The 23,858-nt window shown below is 67.4% G+C and carries 17 protein-coding genes and 1 pseudogene; 6 read left to right on the forward strand and 12 right to left on the reverse strand.

The genetic code is table 11. From position 1 onward, the window contains the following. The first annotated feature begins 16 nt into the window (after window positions 1-16). A complete protein-coding gene (locus KY501_RS26785; protein WP_224366290.1) occupies window positions 17-1,618 on the forward strand; it encodes an MXAN_5453 family MXYO-CTERM-anchored protein in 1,602 nt (533 codons plus the stop codon). A 30-nt stretch (window positions 1,619-1,648) separates the two neighbouring features. On the opposite strand, the pseudogene KY501_RS26790 reads toward KY501_RS26785, so the two are convergent. Then, window positions 1,649-2,227: pseudogene (locus KY501_RS26790) on the reverse strand (peptide-methionine (S)-S-oxide reductase MsrA); the annotation flags it as partial. A gap of 284 nt (window positions 2,228-2,511) precedes the next feature. On the opposite strand from KY501_RS26790, the gene KY501_RS26795 reads away from it, so the two are divergent. Beyond that, window positions 2,512-4,200 carry a flavin monoamine oxidase family protein gene (locus KY501_RS26795; RefSeq protein WP_224366291.1) on the forward strand — a complete coding sequence of 563 codons (1,689 nt, stop codon included), beginning with the start codon at window positions 2,512-2,514 and terminating at the stop codon, window positions 4,198-4,200. Window positions 4,201-4,362: 162 nt separating this feature from the next. Continuing rightward, window positions 4,363-5,697 carry a cytochrome P450 gene (locus KY501_RS26800; RefSeq protein WP_224366292.1) on the forward strand — a complete coding sequence of 445 codons (1,335 nt, stop codon included), beginning with the start codon at window positions 4,363-4,365 and terminating at the stop codon, window positions 5,695-5,697. Between the two features lie 8 nt (window positions 5,698-5,705). Here the strand turns inward: KY501_RS26800 and KY501_RS26805 are convergent, their stop codons facing one another. Next, window positions 5,706-7,088 (reverse strand): alanine/glycine:cation symporter family protein, encoded by a 1,383-nt coding sequence (locus tag KY501_RS26805; RefSeq protein ID WP_224366293.1) that lies wholly within the window; start codon window positions 7,086-7,088, stop codon window positions 5,706-5,708. A gap of 41 nt (window positions 7,089-7,129) precedes the next feature. Here KY501_RS26805 and KY501_RS26810 point away from each other — a divergent pair, with 41 nt between their 5' ends. Together KY501_RS26810 and KY501_RS26815 are read left to right on the forward strand one after the other, a co-directional pair. Then, window positions 7,130-8,410 (forward strand): DmpA family aminopeptidase, encoded by a 1,281-nt coding sequence (locus tag KY501_RS26810; protein ID WP_224366294.1) that lies wholly within the window; start codon window positions 7,130-7,132, stop codon window positions 8,408-8,410. Window positions 8,411-8,669: 259 nt separating this feature from the next. Further along, window positions 8,670-10,088, forward strand: coding sequence for a serine/threonine protein kinase (locus tag KY501_RS26815; protein WP_224366295.1), 1,419 nt, complete (start codon window positions 8,670-8,672; stop codon window positions 10,086-10,088). A 13-nt stretch (window positions 10,089-10,101) separates the two neighbouring features. Here the strand turns inward: KY501_RS26815 and KY501_RS26820 are convergent, their stop codons facing one another. The 4 genes from KY501_RS26820 to KY501_RS26835 form a co-directional block, all read right to left on the reverse strand. Further along, complete coding sequence (locus tag KY501_RS26820) at window positions 10,102-10,281, reverse strand: hypothetical protein (protein WP_224366296.1); 180 nt, start codon at window positions 10,279-10,281, stop codon at window positions 10,102-10,104. A 538-nt stretch (window positions 10,282-10,819) separates the two neighbouring features. Further along, window positions 10,820-12,100 (reverse strand): MgtC/SapB family protein, encoded by a 1,281-nt coding sequence (locus KY501_RS26825; RefSeq protein ID WP_224366297.1) that lies wholly within the window; start codon window positions 12,098-12,100, stop codon window positions 10,820-10,822. 22 nt (window positions 12,101-12,122) lie between these two features. Next, window positions 12,123-13,241, reverse strand: a complete 1,119-nt coding sequence (locus KY501_RS26830) for an aquaporin (RefSeq protein ID WP_224366422.1) — start codon at window positions 13,239-13,241, stop codon at window positions 12,123-12,125. A gap of 170 nt (window positions 13,242-13,411) precedes the next feature. Then, window positions 13,412-14,116: a DNA alkylation repair protein gene (locus KY501_RS26835; protein ID WP_224366298.1), complete on the reverse strand. Its 705-nt coding sequence runs from the start codon at window positions 14,114-14,116 to the stop codon at window positions 13,412-13,414. A 130-nt stretch (window positions 14,117-14,246) separates the two neighbouring features. On the opposite strand from KY501_RS26835, the gene KY501_RS26840 reads away from it, so the two are divergent. After that, entirely contained in the window at window positions 14,247-14,618 is a 372-nt protein-coding gene (locus KY501_RS26840) for a VOC family protein (RefSeq protein ID WP_224366299.1), read from the forward strand. A 21-nt stretch (window positions 14,619-14,639) separates the two neighbouring features. Here the strand turns inward: KY501_RS26840 and KY501_RS26845 are convergent, their stop codons facing one another. The 6 genes from KY501_RS26845 to KY501_RS26870 form a co-directional block, all read right to left on the reverse strand. After that, the gene (locus KY501_RS26845; RefSeq protein ID WP_224366300.1) at window positions 14,640-15,869 is read right to left on the reverse strand and encodes an alpha/beta hydrolase-fold protein; all 1,230 of its coding nucleotides are present in this window, start codon (window positions 15,867-15,869) and stop codon (window positions 14,640-14,642) included. A 55-nt stretch (window positions 15,870-15,924) separates the two neighbouring features. Next, on the reverse strand, window positions 15,925-17,103 hold the full coding sequence (locus KY501_RS26850; protein WP_224366301.1) for an SAM-dependent methyltransferase: 1,179 nt from the start codon (window positions 17,101-17,103) through the stop codon (window positions 15,925-15,927). Between the two features lie 121 nt (window positions 17,104-17,224). After that, entirely contained in the window at window positions 17,225-18,907 is a 1,683-nt protein-coding gene (locus KY501_RS26855) for a tetratricopeptide repeat protein (RefSeq protein WP_224366302.1), read from the reverse strand. An 80-nt stretch (window positions 18,908-18,987) separates the two neighbouring features. After that, a complete protein-coding gene (locus KY501_RS26860) occupies window positions 18,988-22,239 on the reverse strand; it encodes a C45 family autoproteolytic acyltransferase/hydrolase (protein WP_224366303.1) in 3,252 nt (1,083 codons plus the stop codon). 170 nt (window positions 22,240-22,409) lie between these two features. Beyond that, entirely contained in the window at window positions 22,410-22,907 is a 498-nt protein-coding gene (locus KY501_RS26865) for a hypothetical protein (RefSeq protein WP_224366304.1), read from the reverse strand. Between the two features lie 11 nt (window positions 22,908-22,918). Continuing rightward, window positions 22,919-23,839, reverse strand: coding sequence for a DUF2381 family protein (locus KY501_RS26870; protein ID WP_224366305.1), 921 nt, complete (start codon window positions 23,837-23,839; stop codon window positions 22,919-22,921). Window positions 23,840-23,858 lie beyond the last annotated feature (19 nt).

Here is a 23,858-nt window from a genome sequence, read left to right on the forward strand (position 1 = left end):
ACGGGAGGAGTCATCCATGAGTGAGGCGACGCAGAGTTGCGGCCCCAGCCAGGGGCGCACGAGGTGCATCGGGTTCATGCTGGGGATGCTGGTCCTGGCAACCCCGGCCGGTGCGGCGCTGCCGGACTACACCCTGCAGCTCCAGGCCCGGACCAACCTGATCGGCAACGACTCCGGGGCGTACAATGTGGCTCCGGGCAACCTGATTGCCGGGAGCCTCCAGGTGCCCATCGCGCGGGATCGGCAGGTGGCCTTCCGGCTCTCCATCACCCCCGAGGGCAGCTCCGCCGTGTGGTGGGGCCAGGATGGCCGGGGCAGCCGCATCTACCTGCTCCCCCACTTCGGCGAGGATGCACGCACGGGAGATCCCGGTATCAACTCGCTGGGGGACATCGCTTTTGGTGTCGCGGGCGCTTCGGATCCCGTCAACAACGGCCTCTACCTGCTGAACGCCCAGAAGCCGAGCGAGGTGCGCATCTTCCACGAGCCCCTCGGCGCCACGGACTGGCAGAACCTGTGGCTCAATGAGGCCGGGCAGTTGGGCTTTCGGGCGCTGATCTCGGGCAACCGCGTCTATGGCCTGATGACTCCCTCCGGTACCGGCTTCCAGACGGTGCTCCTGGCCAAGGAGAAGGCGCTCGATCCCTCCAGCCCGTACGAGTTCCTTTACGCTCCCACGCTCAATGACAAGGGCCAGATTGCCGGTGTGGCCGATGTGGCCGCCATCTCCACGGAGTACTTCCAGGAGCTGCGCGTCTTCAACGCGGATGGGACCTCGACCCTCATCGCCCGGAGCCGCGGGCTGGACGCCGCGTCGCCCATCTACCGCTTCGCCTCCGTGCAGCCGGCGCTCAACAACCCCGGGAAGATCGCCTTCCTCGGGACGGTGAGGGATCCGACGGGGAAGAACCTCCTGACGCTCTGGCTGTGGACGGGGACCGAGCTGAGGGTTCTCGCGCAGAACGGCAGCGGAGACATCCGGGAACTGGAGAGCTTTCCGCCCGACATCAACGACAGCGGTCTGGTCGTGTTCCGAGCCTTCGACTCCACCGGCAAGCGGGCGGTCTGGGTGAGCGACGGTCAGGCCCTGAAGCGGGTCGTCACCGAGCACGACATCATCCCCTCGGATCTGGGCCCGGCCCGCGTGGACCAGGAGACGCCCTCGAGCCCCGTGTTTGCCGGGGGCCCGCTGATCAATGCGCGAGGCGATGTCTCGGTGGTGGCGGGGCTGGCTCCACCGGACAACGACCAGGAGGAGTGGGGTACCGCCATCTACGTCGCGCAGGCGGCGTTCCCTCCCGGTGAGCCTGACGGAGGGGTGGATGGTGGCTCCCCGGAGACGCCGGATGCAGGCGTGGATGGCGGCTCCTCGGAGATGCCGGATGCAAGCGTGGATGGCGGCTCGGGGGACGTCCCGGACTCAGGCACCCAGACGGATGGGGGGACCTCCGGAGAGACTCCGGATGGGGGCGACTCCGAGCCTCTTCCGCCCGGAGACAAGGCTGACAGCGGCTGTGGTTGCCAGACGGCTCCCACAGCGGCGCTCTGGCCGTTGTTGCTGCTGGGTCTGGCGAGATACCTGTCGGCGCGTCGCCGCGGAGCTGTGGACCGCGGCTGAGCCTGTCCTCCTCGGCGGCCGCCTCCGCGCTCAGCGGCGGCGGTACGCCAGGGCCGTCTGCACCAGTTGGCGCATCTGCTGGCGGTCCGTTTCCGGGAGCCCGAGCCGCTCGAACTCGGTCTCCAGGCCCGCCAGCTTCAGTTGTCCATCCACGCAGGCGTTGAGCCACATCGCCACGGTGGAGTCCTCGAACTGCCGCTCGCTGTACGCGCTGAACAGGCGCATCACCTCTGCGTTCCTGCGCAGGTAGTACTTCTGGTGGTAGTCCTCGGCCCGGTAGAAGGTGGCCAGCGGGAGCAGGGGCGTGAGGATCGGTCCGCTCCGGCCCGCCATCGCCCGCTGCCCCGTCTCGAGCGCCAGCCGCTTCTGTGCCTCCCCCGCGTAGAACACCGCGGACATGTACTGCCGGCCGTAGGGACGCTCGGTGGGATCGGTCTCCTTCCAGAAGTGGCCCAGCAGCGTCTCGTAGGAGATTCGTGCCGGATCGTAGTCGATCTGGATGGACTCCGTGTGGTCCCCGAGCTGGCGGTAGGTCGGGTCCGGCTGGCTTCCGCCGGTGTAGCCCACGCGGGTACGGATGACTCCAGGAAGACGCCCGAACCGGGCGTCAGGGCCCCAGAATCAACCCAGGGAGAAGGTGGCCGTCTCCACGCGTGTGGGTGCCATCGCATCCACCGGCAGGAGCCGGGTGGTAGGGGCTTCGATGCTCGAGGCTGGCTTCATGAGGTGCGTCCTCCACCACTCTCTACGGATGAACCCGCATCCTGGTTACGTCTCTTCCCGGCTTGGGCAAGAATGCCACCCCGGCCCCCGAGGCTCGTGGCCTTCCGAACCGGATGCCGCCAACCCCGAGGTGGCCAGTCTGCCGTCTCCCCCCACCCAAGAGGAAGCGAATGGCTCGAACCCATTTGATGAACGTCGTCGTCCGCGCGCTGCGCACCGCACGAAAGGCTGCTGCCGCGGGGATTCCCGTGACCGAGTATGCCGCCCAGCAGCGCGAGCGCGCGAGGTTCGACCGGCGTACGCTGCTGAAGCTCACTGCCGGGACCGCGGGCGCGGCGATGCTCTCGGCCTGTGGTGACGACAATCACAAGAGTGTGGCCATCATCGGCGGCGGCATGGCCGGGTTGCATTGTGCGTACCGGTTGAACCGGATCGGCGTCGGTGCTCGCGTCTACGAGGCCTCCTCCCGGCTCGGGGGACGGATGTTCACCGAGCGCAGCATCTTCCCCGACGGACAGCACTGCGAACTCGGCGGCGAGCTCATCGATACCGGTCACCAGACGATGCACGATCTGGCCGAGGAGCTGGAGATCGATCTGCTGGACTACAGCAACGATGACCCGAGCGTGGCGCGGTTGGCGGCCTTCTTCGATGGACGCAGGCTCTCCGACGACGAGATCCTCGAGGGCTTCGCTCCCATCGCGGAGCGCATCGACGTGGCGCTCACGGCGCTGGAGGATCCCGAGGAGTACGTCACCTACCGGACGCCCAACGGCGCGCAGGCGCTGGACCAGCTCTCGCTGGCGGCGTGGTTCGACAGCGAGGGCATCCCGTCCGAGGATCCGGTACGCCGGCTCATCGAGCTGGCCTACGTGGGCGAGTTCGGGCTCGACGCGAACGAGTGCAACTGCCTCAACCTGTTGACCTTCATCTCCACGGACACGACGCGGCTGGAGCTCTTTGGAGAGTCCGACGAGCTCTTCCACGCGAAGGACGGAAATGATCTCTTCACGCAGCGGCTGGCCGAGCGGCTGGCGCCGGGACAGATCCAGTTGGGGCACCGGCTGGTGGCGCTGGAGGAGCTGTCCGACCAGCGCTACCAGTTGACCTTCGAGACTCCGGGCGGTTCCAAAGAGGTGAAGGCGGATCACGTGGTGCTGGCCCTTCCGTTCACGTTGCTGCGGAAGCTCGAGCTGCCCGCGTCGCTGCCGGAGGTGAAGCGCAAGGCCATCCAGGAGCTGGGGTATGGCACCAACGCGAAGCTGATGGTGGGCTTCTCCTCGCGGCCGTGGCGCGGGGAGCCCTACCTCTCGGACGGGAGCACCTACTCGGACGTGGGCTACGAGCAGACGTGGGAGACCAGCCGTTTGCAGCCTGGCACTTCGGGGATCATCACCCAGTTCGTCGGAGGCCAGAAGGGGCTGGCCCTGGGAGAGGGCACGCCTGAGCAGCAGGCCGCTCTTTTCCTCGATCAGTTCGATACGGTCCTACCCGGCGTGAAGGCCACGGCGAACGGTCGTGTGGCGCGCATGCACTGGCCGAGCTACCCGCTGACCCTGGGCAGCTACTCCTCCTATAAAGTGGGCCAGTTCACGACGATCGCGGGCGCGGAGATCGAACGGGTGGGCAACCTGCATTTCTGTGGTGAGCACACCAGTCTGGATGCCCAGGGCTTCATGGAAGGCGCGGCCCTGACTGGCGCGATGGCGGCGGAGGAGGTGGCGACGGATCTCGGCCTCGGGGTGGAGGAGGAGGGCTTCGCTCCAGGAGCGCGCATCATGGCGCGGGCTCGGGCGGCGCGAGTCCATGGCCGCTGGCTGGATGCGATGCGCCGAACGGTGCGCCGCCGAGCGGGCTGAGTTCGAGCGTACAAAGGGATCGGCTCCCGGTCTGACTCCGGGAGCCGTCTCCGAGGAGCGCGGCTCGAGCCCGGTATGACGGGAAACATTCGTGCGCCGGCCCGCCTGCCAGCGCTGGTGCGAGGCCGCGTATGCTCAGGCCCCGGACGTGGAGGTTGTCTCATGGCTGAGCTGTTTCGGGGCCCTCGGATGCCCGTGTTGCCCCTGCTGCACTTCGTCGTGGATCCCCTGGAGATGGTCCGGCAGTGCGCCGAGCGGTATGGCGATCCGTTCATCGCCACGCTGCCGCTGGGCCGGCTGGTGGTCATGGGCACTTCGGAGGCCATCAAGGAGTTCTTCACCGCGGACGGCAGCCTCTTCGAGCCCAATGCCCACACGCCGCTGGAGCCCGTGGTGGGTTCCAACTCGCTGCTGCTGGTGGCGGGGGCGCGTCACCAGCGGGAGCGGAAGCTGCTCATGCCTCCGTTCCACGGGGAGCGGATGCGGGCCTACGGAAGGCTGATGCAGCGCATCGCCGTGGAGGCCATGGAGCGGATGCGGCCGGGAGAGGACTTCAAGGCGCTGCACCTGGCCCAGGAGACCGCGCTGGAGGTCATCATCCGCGCCGTCTTTGGCGTCGAGGAGCCGGAGCGCGTGAGGCACTTTGCCCGGGTCACCGTGGACTTCGTCAACGCGTATGGCCCCATCATCGCGATGCTGAAGGTCTCCCGGCAGCCCTGGTTCAAGCCCTGGACCCAGTACAAGCAGAAGTATGCCGCGTTCGAGCAGTTGCTGCTGGAGCAGGTCGAGCGCCGGCGTGCGAGCAACACGGGAGGAGAGGACATCCTCTCGCTGCTGCTCGCGGTCCGGGACGAGGAGGGGCACCCGATGTCCGATGAGGAGCTGAGGGACGAACTGCGCACGATGCTCGTGGCGGGCCATGAGACGTCGGCGATCAGCATGGCGTGGGCGATGTACTGGATCCACCGCCAGCCGGAGGTGAAGCAGCGGCTGGAGCAGGAACTGGCCACGCTGGGGCCCTCTCCCGAGCCGGACGCGCTGGTGAAGCTGCCCTACCTGTCGGCGGTGATCGACGAGACGCTGCGGATCTGCCCGGTGTTCGCGATGACGTCTCGCAGGACGGTGGCGCCCTTCAAGCTGCTGGGCCACGAGCTGCCCATCGGGACGCGGCTGGCGGCCTCCATCACCCTGGCGCACTACAACCCGAAGGTGTTCCCCGAGCCGGAGCGCTTCCGGCCGGAGCGCTTCCTGGAACACAAGTTCTCGCCGTACGAGTACCTTCCCTTCGGCGGAGGGTACCGGCGCTGCATCGGCATGGCGTTCGCGCTGTACGAGATCAAGGTATTGGTGGGCACCCTCCTGGCGAACTACCGCTTCACGCTGACGCACACCGGGCCGGTGAAGATGGCTCGTCGCAACCTGTCGCTGGGGCCGAGCGTCCCCATTCCCATGCGCTACGAGGGAAAGGCGCCTGCCGTCACCTCGGCTGCGGCCTGAGCCTCGATCTACGAGGAGGGGGGACCGGAGTGGGAAGAGCCAGAGGCTATCGGCTCTCCCGCGCGGGCCTTCTGGCGAGCACGCAGGGCCTCCACCACAAGGCCTGACAGGCCGAGGATGCCGATCATGTTGGGGAAGACCTGCAGGCCGTTCATGAGGTCGCCCCAGGCCCAGATCGTCTCGGGCTTGCCCACGGCGCCGAAGTAGATGAGGCCGCAGTAGACCCAACGGTAGGGTTTGGCGATCTTCACTCCGACGATGTACTCGAGGAACTGCTCGCCGTAGTACGCCCAGCCGATGAGGGTGGTGTAGCCGAAGAGGAAAGCGCAGAAGGCCACCACCCAGCCGCCCACGGGGATGGCGGTGTCGAAGGCCGAGGCCACCAGGGCCGTGCTCGTCTTTCCCGACTGCCACACGCCGCTGACCAGGATCGTCAAGGCGCTGATGGAGGAGGTGACGAAGGAGACGATGAACACCTCCATCACGGCGTTGAGCCCCTGCTGGAGCGGCTGTTCGCTGCGAGCGCTGCCGTAGGCGACGGCGGCCGTGCCATAGCCGGCCTCATTGGCGTAGATGCCGCGAGCGATGCCGTAGCGCATGGCGACCATCATCCCGATTCCCGCGCCTCCACCCTTGGCGGCCTCGAAGGAGAAGGCCTCGCGGAAGATGAGGGCGAAGACTTCGGGGATGTGCTGGGCGTGGAAGAGGATGACCCACAGGCCGCCGGCCAGATAGAGGCCTACTTTGAGGGGCGCGAGCTTCTCGGCCACGCGCCCGATGGAGCGCACTCCGCCGATGATGACGAGCCAGGCCAGCACGGCGATGCCAATCCCCGAGGCCCAGGTGGGGATGTGGAACTGGCTCTCCAGGACCACGGCCATGGAGTTGGGCTGGGTGAAGGGGGTGGTGGTGAGGGCCGCGATTCCAGCCACCAGGGCGTAGAGCCACCCCAGGGCGGGGGAGCGGAGGCCGTCTCGGAGGTAGTGCATGGGCCCGGCGGAAACGTGCCCGTCGCGGATGGAGCGGTAGCGGATGCCGAGCACCGCTTCGGTGAGCTTGATGACGGTGGCGAAGAAGCCGTAGCACCAGATCCAGAAGACGGCGCCGGGGCCACCGGAGACGACGGCGGTGGCCACTCCGGCGATGTTGCCCGTGCCGATGGAGGCCCCCAGCGCGGTCATGAAGGCCTGGAAGGGGGAGAGCGCGCCTTGGGCTCCTTCTTGCTGCGCGGGCACAAGGGTGCGAGCGGCATCGGGGAAGAGCCGGATCTGGACGAAGCGGTAGCGGAAGGTCAGGAAGAGGCCGGCGCCCAGGAGGAGGACCAGCATCCACGGGCCCCAGACGAAGTCACTGGCCCAGAAGATGGCGCGGCGGAGGGGCTCGGGGAGCATGCGTGGCGCGCACGCTATCACCGCTGATAGGAGAGGCGGCCATGAGTCCTCGTGCTCCTGCGTTCTTGCTGTGTGTCGTGTGCGGTCTCGTGGCGTTGCCTGGAGGCGCCGAAGCTCCGGTGGCTCCTGGGAAGGCTGCACCTGTTGCTCCCAAGCCCCTGCCTGGGCCGGCGAAGGCTCGGGCTCGGGAGCTGGGGATTCCGTTCGGCGGCCAGGCCGGGGTGCTGGATGCCATCACGGACGTGCCGGGCGTGGAGGTGGGCCACAGCACGGTGATCTCGGGCCAGGGGCGGCTGGTGGTGGGCAAGGGGCCGGTGCGCACGGGAGTCACGGCCATCTGGCCACGCGGGAAGGTGGGGACGGCGCCGGTCTTCGCGGGGACCTACGCGCTCAATGGCAATGGAGAGATGACGGGCACGCACTGGTTGAACGAGTCGGGCTACCTCTACGGGCCGGTGTTGGTGACGAACACGAACAGCGTGGGCCTGGTGAGGGACTCGCTGGTCGCCTGGGCGGTGAAGCGGGGGCGTTCGTGGGAGCTGGGGCTTCCGGTCGTGGCGGAGACGTGGGACGGAGTGCTGAACGACATCGACGGCTTCCATGTGAAGCAGGAGCACGTGTTCAACGCTCTGAGCACCGCGATGGGAGGGCCCGTGGTGGAAGGGGCCGTGGGGGGCGGCACGGGGATGGTCTGCAACGGCTTCAAGGGAGGGATTGGCACGGCGTCGCGGAAGCTTCCGGAGGCGGAAGGGGGCTACACGGTGGGCGTGCTGGTGCAGTGCAACTATGGCAAGCGCCGGCTGCTCACGGTGGCGGGCGTCCCGGTGGGGGAGGAGATCTCGGACCTCCAGGCTTGCACGACGGGAGATTGGGCGCCGTCGAGCCCTCTCATCACGGACATGCCGTCTTGCACGAAGCAGGGGGCCTCGCGGGCGTCGTATCCCGAGGGAATGGGTTCGATCATCGTGGTGGTGGCGACGGATGCTCCGCTGCTGCCGCATCAGCTCGGACGGATCGCCCGGCGCGTGCCGCTGGGCATCGGGAAGATGGGCGGGCTGGGCGAGGACGTCTCGGGAGACCTCTTCCTGGCCTTCTCGACCCAGGTCACGCTTCCGGCGACGCCGGGGCCCGTGGCCACTGTCTCTACATTGGACAACGAGCGGATGACGCCGCTCTTCGAGGCCACGGTGCAGGCCACGCAGGAGGCCATCCTCAACGCGATGCTCGCCGCAGACACGATGACGGGCGCGGATGGGATTCGCGTGTTCGCGCTGCCTCAGGACCGGTTGATGGAGGCGATGCGGAAGTACGGGCGGAAGTGAGAGCGGAGCTTGGGAGCCAGCTCCCTCCTGCGGTGATGCATGACGGAGGGACCCCTGCCGGGCGCGGTTTTCGCGAACTGGTATGCCTGCCATACCAGTTGGTTCAGCGCCACCGGCACCAGGGGCTGCCTCCTTGGGTGGACCCTGGCCATTCGGGCCTTCATGGTGCGATAGAACCTGATGGAGTGGGTGGTCCAAGTCGTACCCATGCGGTAGGGTAGGGGAGCGGGTCAGGTCCGCCCGCATCAGGAGAGGCGAGATGACGAACCCTGCTCAGAGAGGTCCGTATGGTCCGGCGTACGGCGAACTGCTGGGGTCGTGGCGAGTGCTGGAGCCGCTCGGTGTTGGCACCTACGGCTCGGTATACCGGGCGGCGCTGGCGGACCGGCCCGAGGCCCGGGAGTACGCTCTGAAGCTGGCCTACTACGCGGACGATGCGCGCTTCGAGCGTGAGGCGGAGGTGCTCTCGCGCATCCGCCATCCGAACGTGCCGCGCTACCACGACCGAGGTGTGTGGCAGGACTCGCAGGGGCGACGTTACCCCTATGTGGTGATGCAGCGGGCGGAGGGAGTTCCCCTGTATGACTGGGCCAAGGCGCACGGCATCACCAATCGCCAAGCGCTCCAAGTGCTGGCGCAGGTGGCTCGGGCTCTGGAAGCCACCCACCAGCATGGCCTGCACCGGGACGTGAAGGGGGACAACGTGCTGATGGACAGGGAAGGGCGGGTCATGCTCGTGGATTTCGGCCTGGCCTTCCACCCCGAGGCCCGTCCGGTCACGGACACGGTGATTCCGCCGGGCACGGAGCCCTACCGCAGCCCCCAGTTGTTGCGCTTCCGCTACGACTTCCGGCTCGACGGCGAGGCGTACTACCGGTACCGGCCGGAGGATGACCTGTACGCCCTCGGGGTGACGGCATACCGGCTGGTGACGGGCACGTATCCTCCTCCGGGAACGGATCCCGAGTGCGAGGACGATCCGCAGCGGCCGCGGCCGGTGCGCCGGGTGCCCCCGAGCGAGCTGGCCAGCGTGTGTCCGGAGTTGGAGAAGCTCATCCTGCGCATGCTGTCGGAGAAGCCGGAGGCTCGTGGCACTGCGGGGGAGTTGGCTCAGGCGCTGGAGGAGGCAGCGAAGAGCCTGGGGCGTGCGGGCGGTGTCGCAATCCGGCCTGCTCCGTCGATGGTTCCTACGGAGCGTGCGAAGAACCCAGGCCCGCGTCCCAAGGTGACGATTCCCAGTTGGCTCATGTGGGCTGGTGCCTCCATGGTGGGCGGCCTGGTGGTCGCGGTGGGAATGGAACTGCTGCGTGGGGCGGAGCGGGAACCGACGGAACTGCGTCCCTCAATTGTAGAGGTAGTGCAGGAACCGGCGGCGAGAGTTGATGAGACGGTGGGGCTTGCGGATGCGGGGGTGGAGGAACGCGTCTTCTCTACGTCAGTGGGCATTCCCCAGGCGGGAGGGGCTCCCTCTGTTCTGGCGTTGCCGTTTCCCAGGACGCCGGTGCCTGGCCAGAAGAAACCACCCTGTGACCCGCGGTCGGAGCACCTCATTCTCGGCGCATGCTGGACGCGTATCGACATGAAGCCGCCCTGTGGGGCTTCTGCCTATGAGTTCGACGGCAAATGCGTGCTCCCCAGCGTCATTACTCAACGCTCGCCTACCTCGGATCCTCCGTGAGGTCTCTCCCCGTCTACTCGTGGTCTTCGCGCTTTCTCTGCCGGGGGATGAGCACGGTCTGTGAGCGTGTCGTCAGCATGTGCTCACACCACTCTCGCCACTTCTCGGGGGAGGGTTTCGCCCTCTTCTCGTCGAGCATCTTGCGGATCAGTTCGTCGTGGCGCTCGGTGTAATCGTCTGGTGGCTTCGGCATTCCCCCTCCCGTCTACTCGTCCTGATGAAGGCTCTCGTGAAGCCTGGCGACCAGTGTGTCGAGAAACTGCTGCTGGGAGTCTGTGAGGCGAGAACTCCCGCACTCGGCTCGGACGAATTCATTTGCGGCTTGCCGAAGGGCTGCCCGCTTCTGGTGTGCCAGCAGCACCACCAGCCCATCCTCCCTCGCATCGTCATCCAATTGCTCGATGATACGGACGCAAGTATGGAACATCCAGGCCACCATGCACCGCCTGGGGAGGCGCACCCGACTACGAGGAGGAGGAGCAAGAGGAGGGGCATCGTGGGGGCGCAAGTCTACTCCGCGTCGCCCGCCTCAAGCCGAAGATGGAGGGGATTCTCTCGCCATGCAGGAAAGGGGGACTCGCAAAATCACAGTCGTTCAGGGCATTAAGTACGACTGGAGCACCGAGCGGAGGTGGCTCCATTCCGCGAGCTCAACCCCTTTGCTAAGGCCGCGAAGCCGGAGCAGAAGGAACTGGCCGAGGATTGAACTCGGCTGCGTCACTCTCCCGCCGTCAGTGGAGCATCCCCGGCAGCCGGGTCTGCACGAACGCGCCCACGAGCCCCAGGATGACCACCACGCCCAGCGAGCGGCCCAGTCGCAATGTCAGCGAGCGCTGCTCGGAGACTCGCGCCACCAGGACGAAGTTGATCCCCGCGCTCGCCAGTGACGCGATGATGGCTCCCATCCCCGCGACCGCCGGAGTGATCGTCCCGTGCGAGCACAGCGCCGCAGCGGACGCCACGGCCGAGGCACTCGAGACCAACCCTCCCACGGCGCTGACCGCGTAGAAGCCAAACCGGCCCAACAGGTTCTGTCCCACCGTCCCCACCGCTTGCAGCGCCAGGAAGATCAGGCCGAACTTCAGTGCTGAGAGCAGCGAGAAGGGCGACTTGAGTGGAAGCGTAGGTGCTTCACTCTCGGCCTTGGCCGGCGCTCGGGCTCGCACCAGGGCCAGCCCCGTGCTCGACAGCAGGATCAGCACGAGCGGCAATGCCGAATCCACGAACGCCCCAAAGGACAGCAGCCCCAGCAGCACCGCATTGCGCAGCGCCATCGCCGCCGTGGCCAGCATGACGCCTCGGTAGGCCACGTCCAGCAGGCGGCCGGCCGACTCCCGGACACGGTTGGCCATCTCCGTCACCGTGACCGTACTGTTCACCAGGCCTCCCAGGAAGCCCGTCATCTCCACTCCGCGCGCCCCGAACCCCTTCCACAACAGGTAGTTCACGAAGCCGATCGCCGCGATGAGGATCACCGTCACCCACGCCGCCCGCGGCGCGATGAGCCCCCAGGGATCCACGGGCTGCGCCGGCAGTGCCGGGTAGATGGCGAAGGCGAGGATGGCCAGCAGGATCGCCGAGCGCAGCTCCTCTGCCGTGATCTGATGGCTGAACGCCGCCAGACGCTCCTTCCACGTAAGCAGCCCCGCGGCTGTCACCGCCACCGCCGCAGGCGTCACCGTGTGTCCCAGCCCGCACAGCACGCCCGTGAAGCCCGTGACGAGCAGGGCCGCGGACGTCGTCAGCTCGGTGGTTCCCTCCGAGCGCAGGGACTGCCAGTTGAGGAAGGTGATCAGCACCCCCAGCAGCGCGATGCTCAGCAGTGCGAACGGCGGCCCGAGCAGCCCGCCCAGCCCCCCCAGCAGCGAGGCGAATCCGAAGGTGCGCAGGCCCGCTTCCTTGCCTCGCCACTCGCGCTCCAGCCCCACGAAGAGCCCCACCGCGAGCGCCAGGGTGAGGCGCATCAACGTCTGGAGCGGCGGCCAGGTGATGACCGGGGGAAGTCCTTCCATGGCAGTTCTCTCTCGATGAATCTCAGGTGACGGCGTGGGGGCCCTCGCGTGAGGGGCTCTCCACGACATGGAGCCGCTCCCACCCCTGCCGGACGAGCAACTGCCGGAGGCGCGGCCGCAGCTCCTCCGCCAGCGCGCGAGCATCCTCGCTGCTCTCCAGCGGCCGGGCCGGCAGCAACCAACGCTCCTGGTAGCGCTGGCGGAGCGGAGGCCCTTCCGGCAACTCCAGGAGGATGACCCACTCGGGCTCCTGGGCCCGTACGCGAAGCACTGCGGGGGTGAGGCCCATCCTGCGGATCAGTCCCTCCACGGGAGCGGGAACCCCTGCTTCACCCGTGGACGGATGGGCGGCCTCGGCGAAGGCGAACTGGGGGTGAGCCAGGCTATTGAAGAGGGCAGCGGCCAGCTGGGCCGGGCCTGGCACCGCACAGGTGAAGACGACCTTCCGGGGGGCCTCGGCCCGCACATTCCTTCCCAACAACCAGCGGAAGAGGCAGACGGCCAGTGCCGCGCCCAGCAGTTGCGCCGCCACGAACGACTCCACCTCGAACGGGCGGATCGTGTCCGGCCTCGCGCTGGCCGCACGCGCCAGGACCAAGGCCGGGTTGGCCAACGAGCGCGAGTCAGTGAACCACACCGTCGCCGCCACATAGGCCGCGATCGCGAACGGGGTGGAGGAGGGCCGCAAGCGGACACAGCCGCACACCACCACGAGCAGCCCGAACGTCGCCACGAGCTCCGTGAGGAACTGGGCAGTGCCGGCTGCCGGAGCGCGCACGGCGATGAGCAGAGGCTCGCTGCACATCACGTGCGCCAGCAGCCTCCCGGCCAGCCCGCCCAGCATCTGCGAGACCGCGTACAGCGGCACTTCATGCCACGGTGCCCCTTCCTCCAGCGCATCCGCGAAGGTGAGCGCGGGGTTGAAGTGGGCTCCCGACAGCGGCCGTAGCACCAGCGTCATGCATGCCAGCACGCTCCCAGCCGCGAGCGACATGAACAGGCGCCCCTCCAGGGCACTGGCGCCCAGGTGTTCGGCGATGTGGTGGGCCCCTTCCAGCGCCACGACCAGCAGCCCACAGCCCAAGGCCTCGGTCGCCATGCGCCGGCGCAGGTCCACTCGTGAATGTGGCTGGGCCCGCACGCGAAGACGCTCGTTCAGAGTTGGTGCCTGCAAGGTGCCGGGGACCTCCTTCCCACCAGGTCCTGGGCTTCGAGCTGCAGGGCCAATCTTCACCCTACGCCTCGGACGGATCAGGCGTCAACGACCCCTCCCCAGGCCTGTTGGCTGGACGGAGACGAGGCCGCCAGCCCTCATCGCTCCATGAAGTACCGGCGGCGCTGAGGAGGCAGCTTCTCGATGGCATAGCGGAGCATGGTGCGCGGCATCTCCCCGGCATGGCGCTCGAGGAACGACTCCAGGCGGGCAAGGTCTCGATCCCCCACCTCGCGCAGCATCCAGCCCACGGCCTTGTGCAGCAGATCGTGCGGATCGTGCAGCAGGCGCTCCGCGATCGCCAGGGTGTCCTCGAAGTCTCCGCGCCGGATGAAGGTCTGGGTGGAGATGATCGCGATGCGCCGCTTCCATATCGAGGGCGCCTTCGCGAACGTGTACAGCATCTCCCGGAGCTCCGGGTGGGCGACCATATGCTCGCCGAAGATCTTCGGCGCCATGGTGTCCACGATGTCCCAGTTGTTCACCTGCGTCACGTGCTTGCGGCAGAAGGCGAAGAGCTTCCCCCGAGTCTCCTCGTCTGCCTTGCGGAACTGCTCCGTGAGGATGAGGAACCCCGTGAGGCGGTGCTCATGGATGGGGCTGTCCACCAGCTTCGCCACCTGCGGCAGCGGCGTGTCCCGGTGGCTCCGGGCAATGCGGCGCTGGTGAGGCACCGTCACCCCGAGGAACCGATCTCCCTCCGCATATTCCCCCGGGCCCGTCTTGAAGAACCGCGGGAAGAACGCGGCCTTCTCCGGGCTGGCGGCCTGGGCCAACTCCTTCATGATGGTCTCGGCGGACATCGTCCCCTCCGGGCGCGGAGTCTACCCAGCAGGCCAGGCCCCCGGAGGCTTCTTCACAGGAGATCGCGAGGGCAGAGCCGACGAGGAAGCGCGTCTGGCCTTCACTGCCGCTCTTCGCTAGACACCGCCCATGGGAAACGAACAGGGAATCACGTCGTTCGTGAAGCTGCTCGTGTCGGACGGCGAGCGTTCCGCGAGCTTCTACGAGGGGCTCGGCTTCGAGCGGATGCCGTCGGAGCCTCCCTTCATCCACCTGCGCTGGGCCGAGAGCGCGGACGTCTACCTGGTCGTCACCCGAGCGGGCGCGGCCCTGCCGGGAAAGCGCGGCCTGGGCGTGCTGGTGGGCTTCCGGACCGGCCCCGAGGGCGTCGCCGCCGTAGCGGGACGGGCGGTGAAGCTCGGCGTGGAGGCCGAGGGCCCCACCCTCCAGCCCTGGCACACCCGGGAGATCCTCATCACCGATCCCGACGGGTACCGGCTGAACTTCATCGAGCCCGCCTGAGCCCCGCGCTCGCGGTGACGCTCAGCGAGCCGTGGCGGGGTAGAGGTACTTGAGGATGTCGTCGATGCGGTCCGCCCACGCCGTCTCGGTGTGGATGGCGCCAGGGATCTCGACGTACTGGAGATCCTTGCCCTCCACCCAGCCCTCGGCCACCAGGGCGTCGCGCAGCTGCCGGGTGTCGTCCACCGTCTCCTGGCTGCCCTTGGACTCCTCGGTGCCGATGTCCACCCAGAGCTTCTGCGGCGTCTTCTTCTTCAAGGCCTTCACGCGGGCGAGGATGTCCTTGTTGCCCCAGAACACGGACGGGGACACCACGCCCAGCCGCCGGAAGATGTTGGGGTACTTGATGCCCAGGTGCAGCGTGACCAGGCCTCCCAGCGAGGAGCCCGCGAGCCCCGTGTCCTGAGGGCCCGTCTTCGTCCGGAACGTGCGGTCGATCATCGGCTTGAGCTCCTCGACGAGGAACTTCCCATAGGCGTCCGCGTTGCCTCCGCCGAGGCTGGCGAACTCGCCGGTGTCCTTCACCTGGGTGTACTCGGAGAAGCGGTCCTCGGTGTTGTACACGCCGACGATGATGAGCGGCTCCACGTCCCCGGCCGTCACCAACTGCTGGGCCGCCTCGTCCACCCGCCACTCCGCGCCCGTATAGGAAGTCGCGGCGTCCATGAGGTTCTGCCCATCGTGCATGTAGAGCACGGGGTAGCGGCGCTTGGGGCCCTCGTCATATTCGGGAGGCAGCCAGACGATGATGTCGCGCTTGCGCGGCAGGTACTTCGAGGCAATCCCTCGGAGGTAGCGGACATTGCCGGTGAGCGTGTGCTGCGCGGGAGTCTTGGTTTGATCCGCCCAGCGGGCCACCGTGAGGGTGAGTTCCTGGGTGGCCTTGTCGCCCACCCGCAGCTTGCGGTTGGAGATCTCCTGCCCGGTGGCGTCCTTCTCCACCGTCTCCCAGGTGCCGCGCGTCACCTTGAACTCGATCCCCGTCCCCATGGGCAGGGAGATGTTCCCCGAGTAGCGCCCGTCCGGCGTGCGCGTCAGCTTCAATCCCTTGCCGTTCCACTGGCCCAGCGAGGGGTGGTTGCCGGAGATCCACACCTCCGCGTCGGCCGTGGTCTCCAGCGGGACCCCCACATCGAAGGTGATCTGGGGGTCCGGGGGTTGTCCAGCTGGGGCCGGGCCTGCCGCGCAGACTCCGAACCCCACGGTGAGCCACAGCAGGAACGCTACCGGGAAGACATGTCGTTGCGTCATGGCCGGGGAAGATAGCTCACGCTTCCCCGGCTTCCCGTGCGGAACTGCAGGAGGTTCACTCCTTGTGCGCGGCGGGACGTTCAGTGCCGGGCGGCAGGTCCCTCTCGCCCAGGTTCACCGCGCCGATCCAGCGCGTGCGATCGAAGCGGTTGAGGTTCTTGTTGGCGACGACCTGGAAGGCGGTGGAGCTGCCCTGCGCGGCGATCTCCACCGACCAGCCGAGGAACACCTGCCACAGCCGGAACCACCACTCGCCGTACGTCTTCACCACCTCGGCCCGGTTCTGCATCCAGTTGTCGTACCAGCGCGAGATGGTGAGCGAGTAGTGGATGCCGATGTTCTCCACCGAGTGGATCTCGAAGCCCGCCTTCTCCAGGTTCTCCACCACGAAGCTCAGCGGCATGGAGGCGTCCGCGCCGGGGAAGATGTACTTGTTCATGAAGAGGCCCCACACCAGGTCCTCCAGGTTGAAGCCCAGCAGGCCCGCGCGCGCGCGCAGGCCGGCGATCTGGAGGAAGAAGATGCCGTCGTCCTCGAGCAGGCCATACACCTGCTCCAGGAAGGTCTGGAACCGGCGCACGCCCACGTGCTCGGCCATCTCCAGGCAGGAGATCTTGTTGAAGCGCTCCTTGGGGATGTCGCGGTAGTCCATCACCAGCGCGCGGGCGGAGGAGGACACGCCCTCCTTGGCGCACTGCTCGTTGGCGAAGGCCGCGCCCTTCTCGGCCACAGTGACGCCGGTGGCGTCCACGCCGAAGTCCCGGGCGGCGTGCGCCACCAGGGTTCCCCAGCCGCAGCCGATGTCCAGCAGCCGCTCGCCCTTCTTCAGCTGCATCTTCTCGCAGACCAGCCGGATCTTCTGATCCTGCGCCTGCTCCAGCGTGTCCCCGATCGAGCGGAAGAAGCCGGAGGTGTACACCATGCGGGGCCCGAGGAAGGCGCCGAAGAAGTCGTTGCCGCGATCGTAGTGCTGGCGGCCGATGCGGATGTCCTGCTCCTGCGAGTGGATGATCACCTCGGGCAGGAAGCGGGTGAAGACGAACTTGAAGTGGTCCTTCACCAGGCTGTAGTCCACCACCACGTCACGCTGCTGGATGAACTCGCGGAAGTCGCCCTGGATGTCGACGCGCTCGTGGATGTAGTCGTCGATGAGGGTGGTGATGGGGACCTTCTGGTTCCCATAGCGTGCCTGGACTTCCGATGATTTGGGTGCGATGCGCTGGTGAAGAGACATGTTCCGTTCGAACCTGGGGGAAGAATACCCGCCGCGGGAGTGCGGACGGGGCGCGGGATTCTGTCATCCCCCCGCGTAGGCTCTCAGGGAAATCGCAGCAATCCCACCCCTTCCCGGAAGTTCACAGTGACAGCGTGAGCGCGCGGAACTCGCGGTCCTCGGGGAGTGAAGGTGTGCCGAGCCCTTGGAGGGAGCGCCGACGGAACTCCTCGCCCTCGCGCTGGATGGCCCTGGCCACGAGCGAGCGCGCCTCCTCGGGCTTTCCCAGGAGGAAGGCGATGTACCCCGCGCCCCAGAGCGCCGAGCCGCCGGGGATGCGCACCAGCGCGGAGACGAGCTTCGCCCGGGCCTTCTCCAGGAGCGCCAGGGCCTGCTCCCGTTCCTCCCACCAGCGCCGCTTCGCCTCGTGGATCAGCGCGAGGCCCGCATGGGTGAGGGCCTCGTAGGCGGGCCCATCTCCTCGCCACTCCTCCAGTTGGGAGGCGCGGCTCTCCGCCGCCTCATAGGCCGCCAGGGCTGCCTGAAAGCGCTGTCGTCCAGCCAGGAGGTCTCCCTTGCGGATCAGCGCGTGGATGACCTCGGCCCTCACGCTGCTGCTGCTGTCTGAGCCATACCATCGGAGGAGCTCGTCCAGGACGGCCATCTCCTCGTCAGGGCGGTTCAGCCTCCCCAGGAACTCGGACTTGTGCAGGAGGCTCTGGGCCACCTGCTGCCGCAGCTCCGGCTCGCTGGCGAGGCCAAAGCGCTGGACCAGCTCGTCACGCACGGCCAGGGCGGGCTCGGGCGCCTTCAGGTTCTCCAGCAGGAACCCTTTGTCCAGCAGCGCCAGGGCGGCTTGCAGGCGCTGCTCCCGCTCGGGCGCTTCGGCGTGGCGCCGGAGCAGCTCGTCGAAGGTGGCCAGCGCCTCCTCACGGCGGCCCAGCGTCCGCTGGAGCCGGGCCTTGTCCAGGAGCGCCTGGGCCGCTCGCACCCGTTGCTCCCGCTCGGGATGGCCTTCCGGCTGCTGGATGAAGGCGTCCAGCTCGCGCAGCTTCTCGTCGGCGTGATCGAGCTGCTGTTGGAGCTCGGTCCTGCCCCGGAGCGCCGCGGCGGCCACTCCGCGCAGTTCCTCTTCCTGGGCGTCACCGAAGCGGTGGACCAGCTCGGCGAAGAGGGGCAGGGCCTCGGTGGGGCGCTGCTCCATCCACAGGATGGAGGCCTTGCCCAGGAGCGACCAGGCCAGGGGCTGACGCAGCAGCGGATTCTCCGAGCCCGAGGCCCGTTGGATCACCTCCTTGTAGGAGCGGCGAGCCTCCTCATGCCGCTTCTGGAGCGCCAGCGTGCGGGCCTTGTAGAAGATGGCCACGATCACCGGCGCCCGGAGGGACTCCTCGGCCGCGCCATCGAACCGCCGGGTCACCTCGTCACAGACGGCGAGGACTTCGTCGAAGCGATCCTGCTGTCCCAGCGCATCGGCCTTGGTCACCAGCGCCTTTGCCGCCAGCACGCGGAGCTCCGCCTCGCGCATGGCGTCGGGCTGCTGGGCGATCTGATCGAGCAGGGGCAGGGCCTCGTCGAACCGGTACAGCTCGGCCAGGGCGAAGGCCTTGCCCAGGAGCGCCCGGGTGACCTGGATGCGCACGGGCAGCGCGCTGGAGCCACCAAAGCGCCGGATCAGCTCGTCGCAGAGCGCCAGCGCCTCGTCATGCTTGCCCCGGTCGAGCAGGTCCCGGGAGCGGTCGGCCAGATCCCTGCTGACTGCTTCGAGCCGAGCCGTTCCGCTCGTGACGTCGTGTCTTCGGGCCTTGGATTCATCGGCCGTCATGGAGTCCCCCCTCCGGCTTCCTCGCTGGAGGATCTAGCACTCCCCTTGGCAGGGTGCCGGGCGGAGTCGTCGCCACGCGTTCAGAGTGCGGGCTGGTTGACCACAGGGGGCGGGGCCTCCTTGAGATCCTGGGACAGCGCGTCGAGATCGTGGAAGCCCTTGGTGCTCACCTCGCCACCCCGGTAGAGGGCCCAGCTCTGCATGCCGCGCTGGAAGCTGTGCGTCATGTGCCACAGCTCGACGGCGCTGTTGGCCAGGTAGAGGTAGAGCACGCGCTGGGGGTTCCAGGGGTTGGGCACGGCCAGGGCCAGGCCATCATCCGAGCGGCCATAGGTCTTCCCCTGCCAGCGGAAGAAGCGCCGGCCGATCTCCACGGGGAGCTTCTTCTCCGCGGCCAGGCGGGCCACGAGCGTGTTGTCCTCGGCGCCGCCGAAGACGATGAGGTCCTTCTCGGCCAGCTCCTGGTCCGTGACTTCGGCGTCGGGCTTGAGGGGCGGGAGCACATCCATGGACACATCCGCCACCACGTCGCGGTAGTTCATGGCCAGGGTCCGCTCGGACTCCACCTGGCGGGAGGAGCCATAGACGAAGAGCAGCCGGTCCCACTCCTCCAGCATCTGGGACAGGGTGAAGTAGCGCTCGCGGCGCACGGGGACATCCGCGGCGGGGTTGAACACCAGCCGCACCGGCTTGTCCGAGGTGTGGAAGGTGAAGGTGTCACTGGAGCCCTTCACCTCCACGCGCTCGAGGAGGCGGGCCTTCTCCGTCCACACCTCCACGGAGGTAATGAAGTGGTACGGGCTGCCGGGCTGCTCCACCTTGAGCTTCACGTCATAGCCGTCCTTGGCCTTGGTGAAGCCGGACTGGATGCGGGGTTGGGGCAGCCCGCTGCGCTCCACCCACTGGGTGATGAAGGCGCGCAGATCCTTGCCGGACACTTCGGAGGCCGTCTTGATGAAGTCGGCGGTGGTGATGTTGCGGTTGGCGAAGCGCTCGTGGGCCTTCGTCATGACCTGGGAGAAGACCTTGTTGCCCAGCAGCAGCCGGAGCTGGTGCAGCGCGAAGGTGCCCTTGATGCGCGGCACCAGGTAGGTGCCATAGCGGTTGTAGGAGGTGCGTGCGGCCACGGCGGCCAGGTCTCCCTCCCGGCCGGTGATGGTGAGGTAGCGGGAGTTGATCTCGGCCAGCGCGTCGCGCTGCTGCTCGAAGGCCTTGTCGGCCTTGTCGGCGCCCTCGGGCAGCTCCTTGAGGAGGTTCCAGTAGGCCGCGCTGCCGCTCACCAGCCAGTTGTCCCCATCCGAGGTGGGGTACACGGTGTTGGCCCACAGCAGCTTCTCGTCGAAGCTCACGGCGTCCTTGATGTGGGCGAAGTCCCGCTTCGGAGTCTGGGCCTCGGCCTCGGGCTTCGCGGAGGCATGGGCCGCCTTCAGCTTGTCGGAGACGACGAGCGGGCTGAAGGTGGTGTAGCCCAGGGACAGGCGAGGCGTGGCGCCTGGGAGATCCGGGATGAAGCGCGAGCCCACCATGTTCTCGCGCAGGGTCGGCTTGCCGTAGTGGGCCAGGAACATGAGCTTCTCGGTCATCTCGCTGGTGGTGACCTTGCCATCGCACGCGTGGGGGCGGGTGATGGGGCTGCTGGCCATCATGCGGGTGGCGCTGTCCAGGGTGACGCCGCCCTTGCCGTACTGCTCGTAGAACTTCCAGAAGGCGATGTCCCGGTTCCAGGTGTTGAAGGCCAGATCCACCGGGGCGTTGTTGGGGTTGGGCACGGACTCCTTGCGGACCTCGATGTCCCGGTTGTTGTTGTTGGCCCAGATGAAGTCCTTGAGGTTGCCCGGGGTGTCGGCGGCGGCCGTCTTGCTGCCCGTGCGCCACAGCCGCGTCTTGTTGGTGCCGAGCAGGAAGCAGGCGCCCTCGTCCGTCTTGGCGTCCGCCAGGGTCCAGTCGTTGGTGTAGAGCCCGTTGTTCTTGTCCTTGAGGAGGCGGGCCACGTCGTCGATGGACGAGGCGTACTGCGCGGCCTTGCGGATGCGGTTGCTCTGGGGCGTGCCGTTGGAGTTGAAGGGCGTCTGGCCCACCGTCGTCTCGCCGATGACGATGCCCGCGTCATTGATGAACCAGTCCGCGCCGCTGTGGATGCCGCCCGGGAAGGTCTGCATGACGAAGCGGTGGCCGTGGGTGGGCTGCACGTCCAGCACCACGTCCCAGTGCACGCCGGTGTAGCCGTTCCACATGAAGAGCTGGCCCATGATGAAGCGGCCATCCGGGGTGGCGGACTTGGTGGCGACGAAGGAGGAGCAGTGGTCTCCCTTGCCGGCCAGCTCGGCCTCCTCCTCGGCCTTGAGGAAGGTGCGGCCCGACAGCGGGGTGGCCGTCACGGTGTTGGCGGACTCCAGCGAGCTCAGGTCCACCGCGGAGTTGAGCGAGACGATGTCCAGCAGATCCAGGTCGCGCTCCTTGAACTTCGCGCCGCCCTTGTTGGCACCGTCGGCGATGCCGCGCATCTCCTCGAGGTACTCGGGGTCGTACTTGCGCAGGAAGAGCGAGTCTGTCAGCAGCCGCACCTGCGCCCAGCCCTTGGCGGCATCCGCCTTGTCCTTCTGGATGCCCAGCTTCTCCATGTAGCGGACGATCTCCTGGGAGACGAGCTCGCCGAACTGGCGGCCGCGCTCGTAGGGCTCGCCCTCGATGTGGACGTAGATCCACCCGCCCTCGTCGTAGCGGAAGCCCTTGTCGGCCCAGCGCACGGACTCCAGCGGGGTGTAGGCGGTGATGTCATCCACCTCCTCGAGGCGCACGTCGTCGAACCAGGCCGAGCCGGTGGCCTTGCCGTTGCGGCCGAGGTGCACCTGGACCTGATCGGTGCTCTGGGAGGCGAAGAACATCACCGAGACGCGGCCGCCCTGCTCGGAGGCGGAGGCGGGCGAACAGTTGGTGAAGGGGAAGCTCTTCATGGAGAGACATGCGCCCACGGCGGTGGGGTAGCGCGCCGTCGGGTCCGCCTGGACGCCGCGGGTGCGGACCCAGGCGCTCAGGCGGTAGAGGCGGCCCACTTGGAGCTTGAGGGGCTCGGATTGGACGGTGGTCTCCGCGCCTCCGGGAGGGCTCTGGATGGAGAGGCTGCGGTTGCCCTCGGCATGCACGGTGGAGGTGGCGCTCACCTGGCCCTGGCCGGATACGGACCAGCCGGTGGGAGCTCCGGAGCCTGCCGCCGTCTCGAAGCTGGCATTCGCCACGGGCACCTGCGCGGCGGCGGCGGTCGTTGCGGCGAGCACCCCCAGTGCTGCGAGGAGCGCGGTAAGGAGTCCAGAGGGTGGGCGGAGGGAGAGCATGGGCGGTCTCGTCGGATGCGCTGAATGCGCAACGGGTCTGCGGGTGGCAGTTGTACCTGGAAATGCCCCGCGTTGTGGCGGCGGCGTAGAGCCTCAACCAGCCCGGGGGTGGTTTCAGGCTGGCGCTGCATCGCCTGCTTGGCAAGCAGTGGCGGCGCGCTCAGCCCGTGCTACCGGAACTGGTCTACGACGTAGACGGTAGCGCGGTGATGCTCGAGGACCGCTGTTCCTGGCTTGGACTGAGGGAGCTTCTTGAGCTGTCCGAGCCCGAGCCGAGCGACCGCGCAGATGGGGACCTCGTCGCCACCATCGAGCCGATGGGCAGCATAGTACCGGATGACGGCTTGGGGACCACTGGTCCATACGTACCCGTAGAGTCGGCTCGGCGCGAAAATATTCCCGAGGTCGCCTTGGAGCTGGCTCTCAATGGGCCCGTCGTAAAGGGTGATCGGGCCTGCGGATTGGTTCGCGTCGATCAATACCCAAGCAGCGTCTCCGACGACCACCCGCATGTACTTCATCGCCTTGCGGGCTTCTTCAGGGCACTCCTGCGGTCCCGGAGTTCCGTCAGGGCGAAGGGCTACCCCGCCTGTCGCAGTACCCGGGCAGCCAGAGAGCGCCATGCCCAGGAAGGCGCAGCCCAAGAACGCGAACTTGTGGGAGTGCATGCCACTCGCTATTAGCGCGCCACGAGGTCCGGATCTAGCTGGACGAGGGCTTGTCGCATCCCATCGTGTCGGTAGAGCTCCAGGAAGACAGACGTCAACTTGCCGTCTTCGATGAACGCGCTCTTGTCTGCAACGACCGCGACGACACCGGTGTCGCCGGGATCAATGGAGCGACGCGTCGAGTGTACGGCGACGGTGCTTTGCCTGCCGCTGGTGACGCTGACAAGCCGGGCTGACTTCAGGCTCCATGAGTGATCGGGGTCGAGGTTCTTGACCTCGAAGACGGCCGCCGCCTTGCTTCTCCCCCGGTACACGGTGACCGTAATCTCAGCGTCGTCATCCTTGCCGGCGTTGCTGCTCTCGAACTTGAACGGCGTCTGCGCTATCGCTCCCGTGGCCAGGAGGGTGGCAAGGGCATGGTCCGCTGAGTTCTCCTCCTTGCGGAAGTTCTCGACCTGCTCCTCCAGCGCTCGCTTCTCTTTGATCACGTCCATCAAGACCGAGAACATGGCGTCGTAGGTCTCGCGATCCTGGAATACGTTCACCTGCTGATCCGTCCACCAGTCTGCGTCCTTCGGGGGGCGGAGTAGGAAAGGGATCTCCGTGCCATCCGTGAGCGTTACGAGCAGGGGGATGCCTTCGTCGCGGCTGAGGTCCCTGAGGGGCTCGAGGATCACCTTGTTGCCCACGACCCCTAACGGCTCGAACCGACCTTCCCAGCCCAGCATCCGGGTCTTGGCCGCGTTGACGGGCTGATCGAGCCGCAGGACCGTCACGACTTGCCCCTTCACATAGACCTGGTTGGTGGAATCGTCCGGGTGCTCCGACAAGACAACTGTCCGAACGGCGAGACTCTCGCGCTGGCTGGCCAGGGCGGCGGACGCCACAAGCACAGCCAGTAGAAGAGACCTGATAGGTAGGCGCCTTTGCATAGGCCAGACAACTTACCAG

The sequence above is a fragment of the Hyalangium versicolor genome (assembly GCF_020103695.1).
Lineage (GTDB): Bacteria > Myxococcota > Myxococcia > Myxococcales > Myxococcaceae > Hyalangium > Hyalangium versicolor.

Coding starts and splice junctions, on each gene's coding strand:
- KY501_RS26785 (WP_224366290.1), top strand. CDS start 17: ATGAGTGAGGCGACGCAGAGTTGCGGCCCCAGCCAGGGGCGCACGAGG.
- KY501_RS26795 (WP_224366291.1), top strand. CDS start 2,512: ATGGCTCGAACCCATTTGATGAACGTCGTCGTCCGCGCGCTGCGCACC.
- KY501_RS26800 (WP_224366292.1), top strand. CDS start 4,363: ATGGCTGAGCTGTTTCGGGGCCCTCGGATGCCCGTGTTGCCCCTGCTG.
- KY501_RS26805 (WP_224366293.1), bottom strand. CDS start 7,088: ATGCTCCCCGAGCCCCTCCGCCGCGCCATCTTCTGGGCCAGTGACTTC.
- KY501_RS26810 (WP_224366294.1), top strand. CDS start 7,130: ATGAGTCCTCGTGCTCCTGCGTTCTTGCTGTGTGTCGTGTGCGGTCTC.
- KY501_RS26815 (WP_224366295.1), top strand. CDS start 8,670: ATGACGAACCCTGCTCAGAGAGGTCCGTATGGTCCGGCGTACGGCGAA.
- KY501_RS26820 (WP_224366296.1), bottom strand. CDS start 10,281: ATGCCGAAGCCACCAGACGATTACACCGAGCGCCACGACGAACTGATC.
- KY501_RS26825 (WP_224366297.1), bottom strand. CDS start 12,100: ATGGAAGGACTTCCCCCGGTCATCACCTGGCCGCCGCTCCAGACGTTG.
- KY501_RS26835 (WP_224366298.1), bottom strand. CDS start 14,116: ATGTCCGCCGAGACCATCATGAAGGAGTTGGCCCAGGCCGCCAGCCCG.
- KY501_RS26840 (WP_224366299.1), top strand. CDS start 14,247: ATGGGAAACGAACAGGGAATCACGTCGTTCGTGAAGCTGCTCGTGTCG.
- KY501_RS26845 (WP_224366300.1), bottom strand. CDS start 15,869: ATGACGCAACGACATGTCTTCCCGGTAGCGTTCCTGCTGTGGCTCACC.
- KY501_RS26850 (WP_224366301.1), bottom strand. CDS start 17,103: ATGTCTCTTCACCAGCGCATCGCACCCAAATCATCGGAAGTCCAGGCA.
- KY501_RS26855 (WP_224366302.1), bottom strand. CDS start 18,907: ATGACGGCCGATGAATCCAAGGCCCGAAGACACGACGTCACGAGCGGA.
- KY501_RS26860 (WP_224366303.1), bottom strand. CDS start 22,239: ATGCTCTCCCTCCGCCCACCCTCTGGACTCCTTACCGCGCTCCTCGCA.
- KY501_RS26865 (WP_224366304.1), bottom strand. CDS start 22,907: ATGCACTCCCACAAGTTCGCGTTCTTGGGCTGCGCCTTCCTGGGCATG.
- KY501_RS26870 (WP_224366305.1), bottom strand. CDS start 23,839: ATGCAAAGGCGCCTACCTATCAGGTCTCTTCTACTGGCTGTGCTTGTG.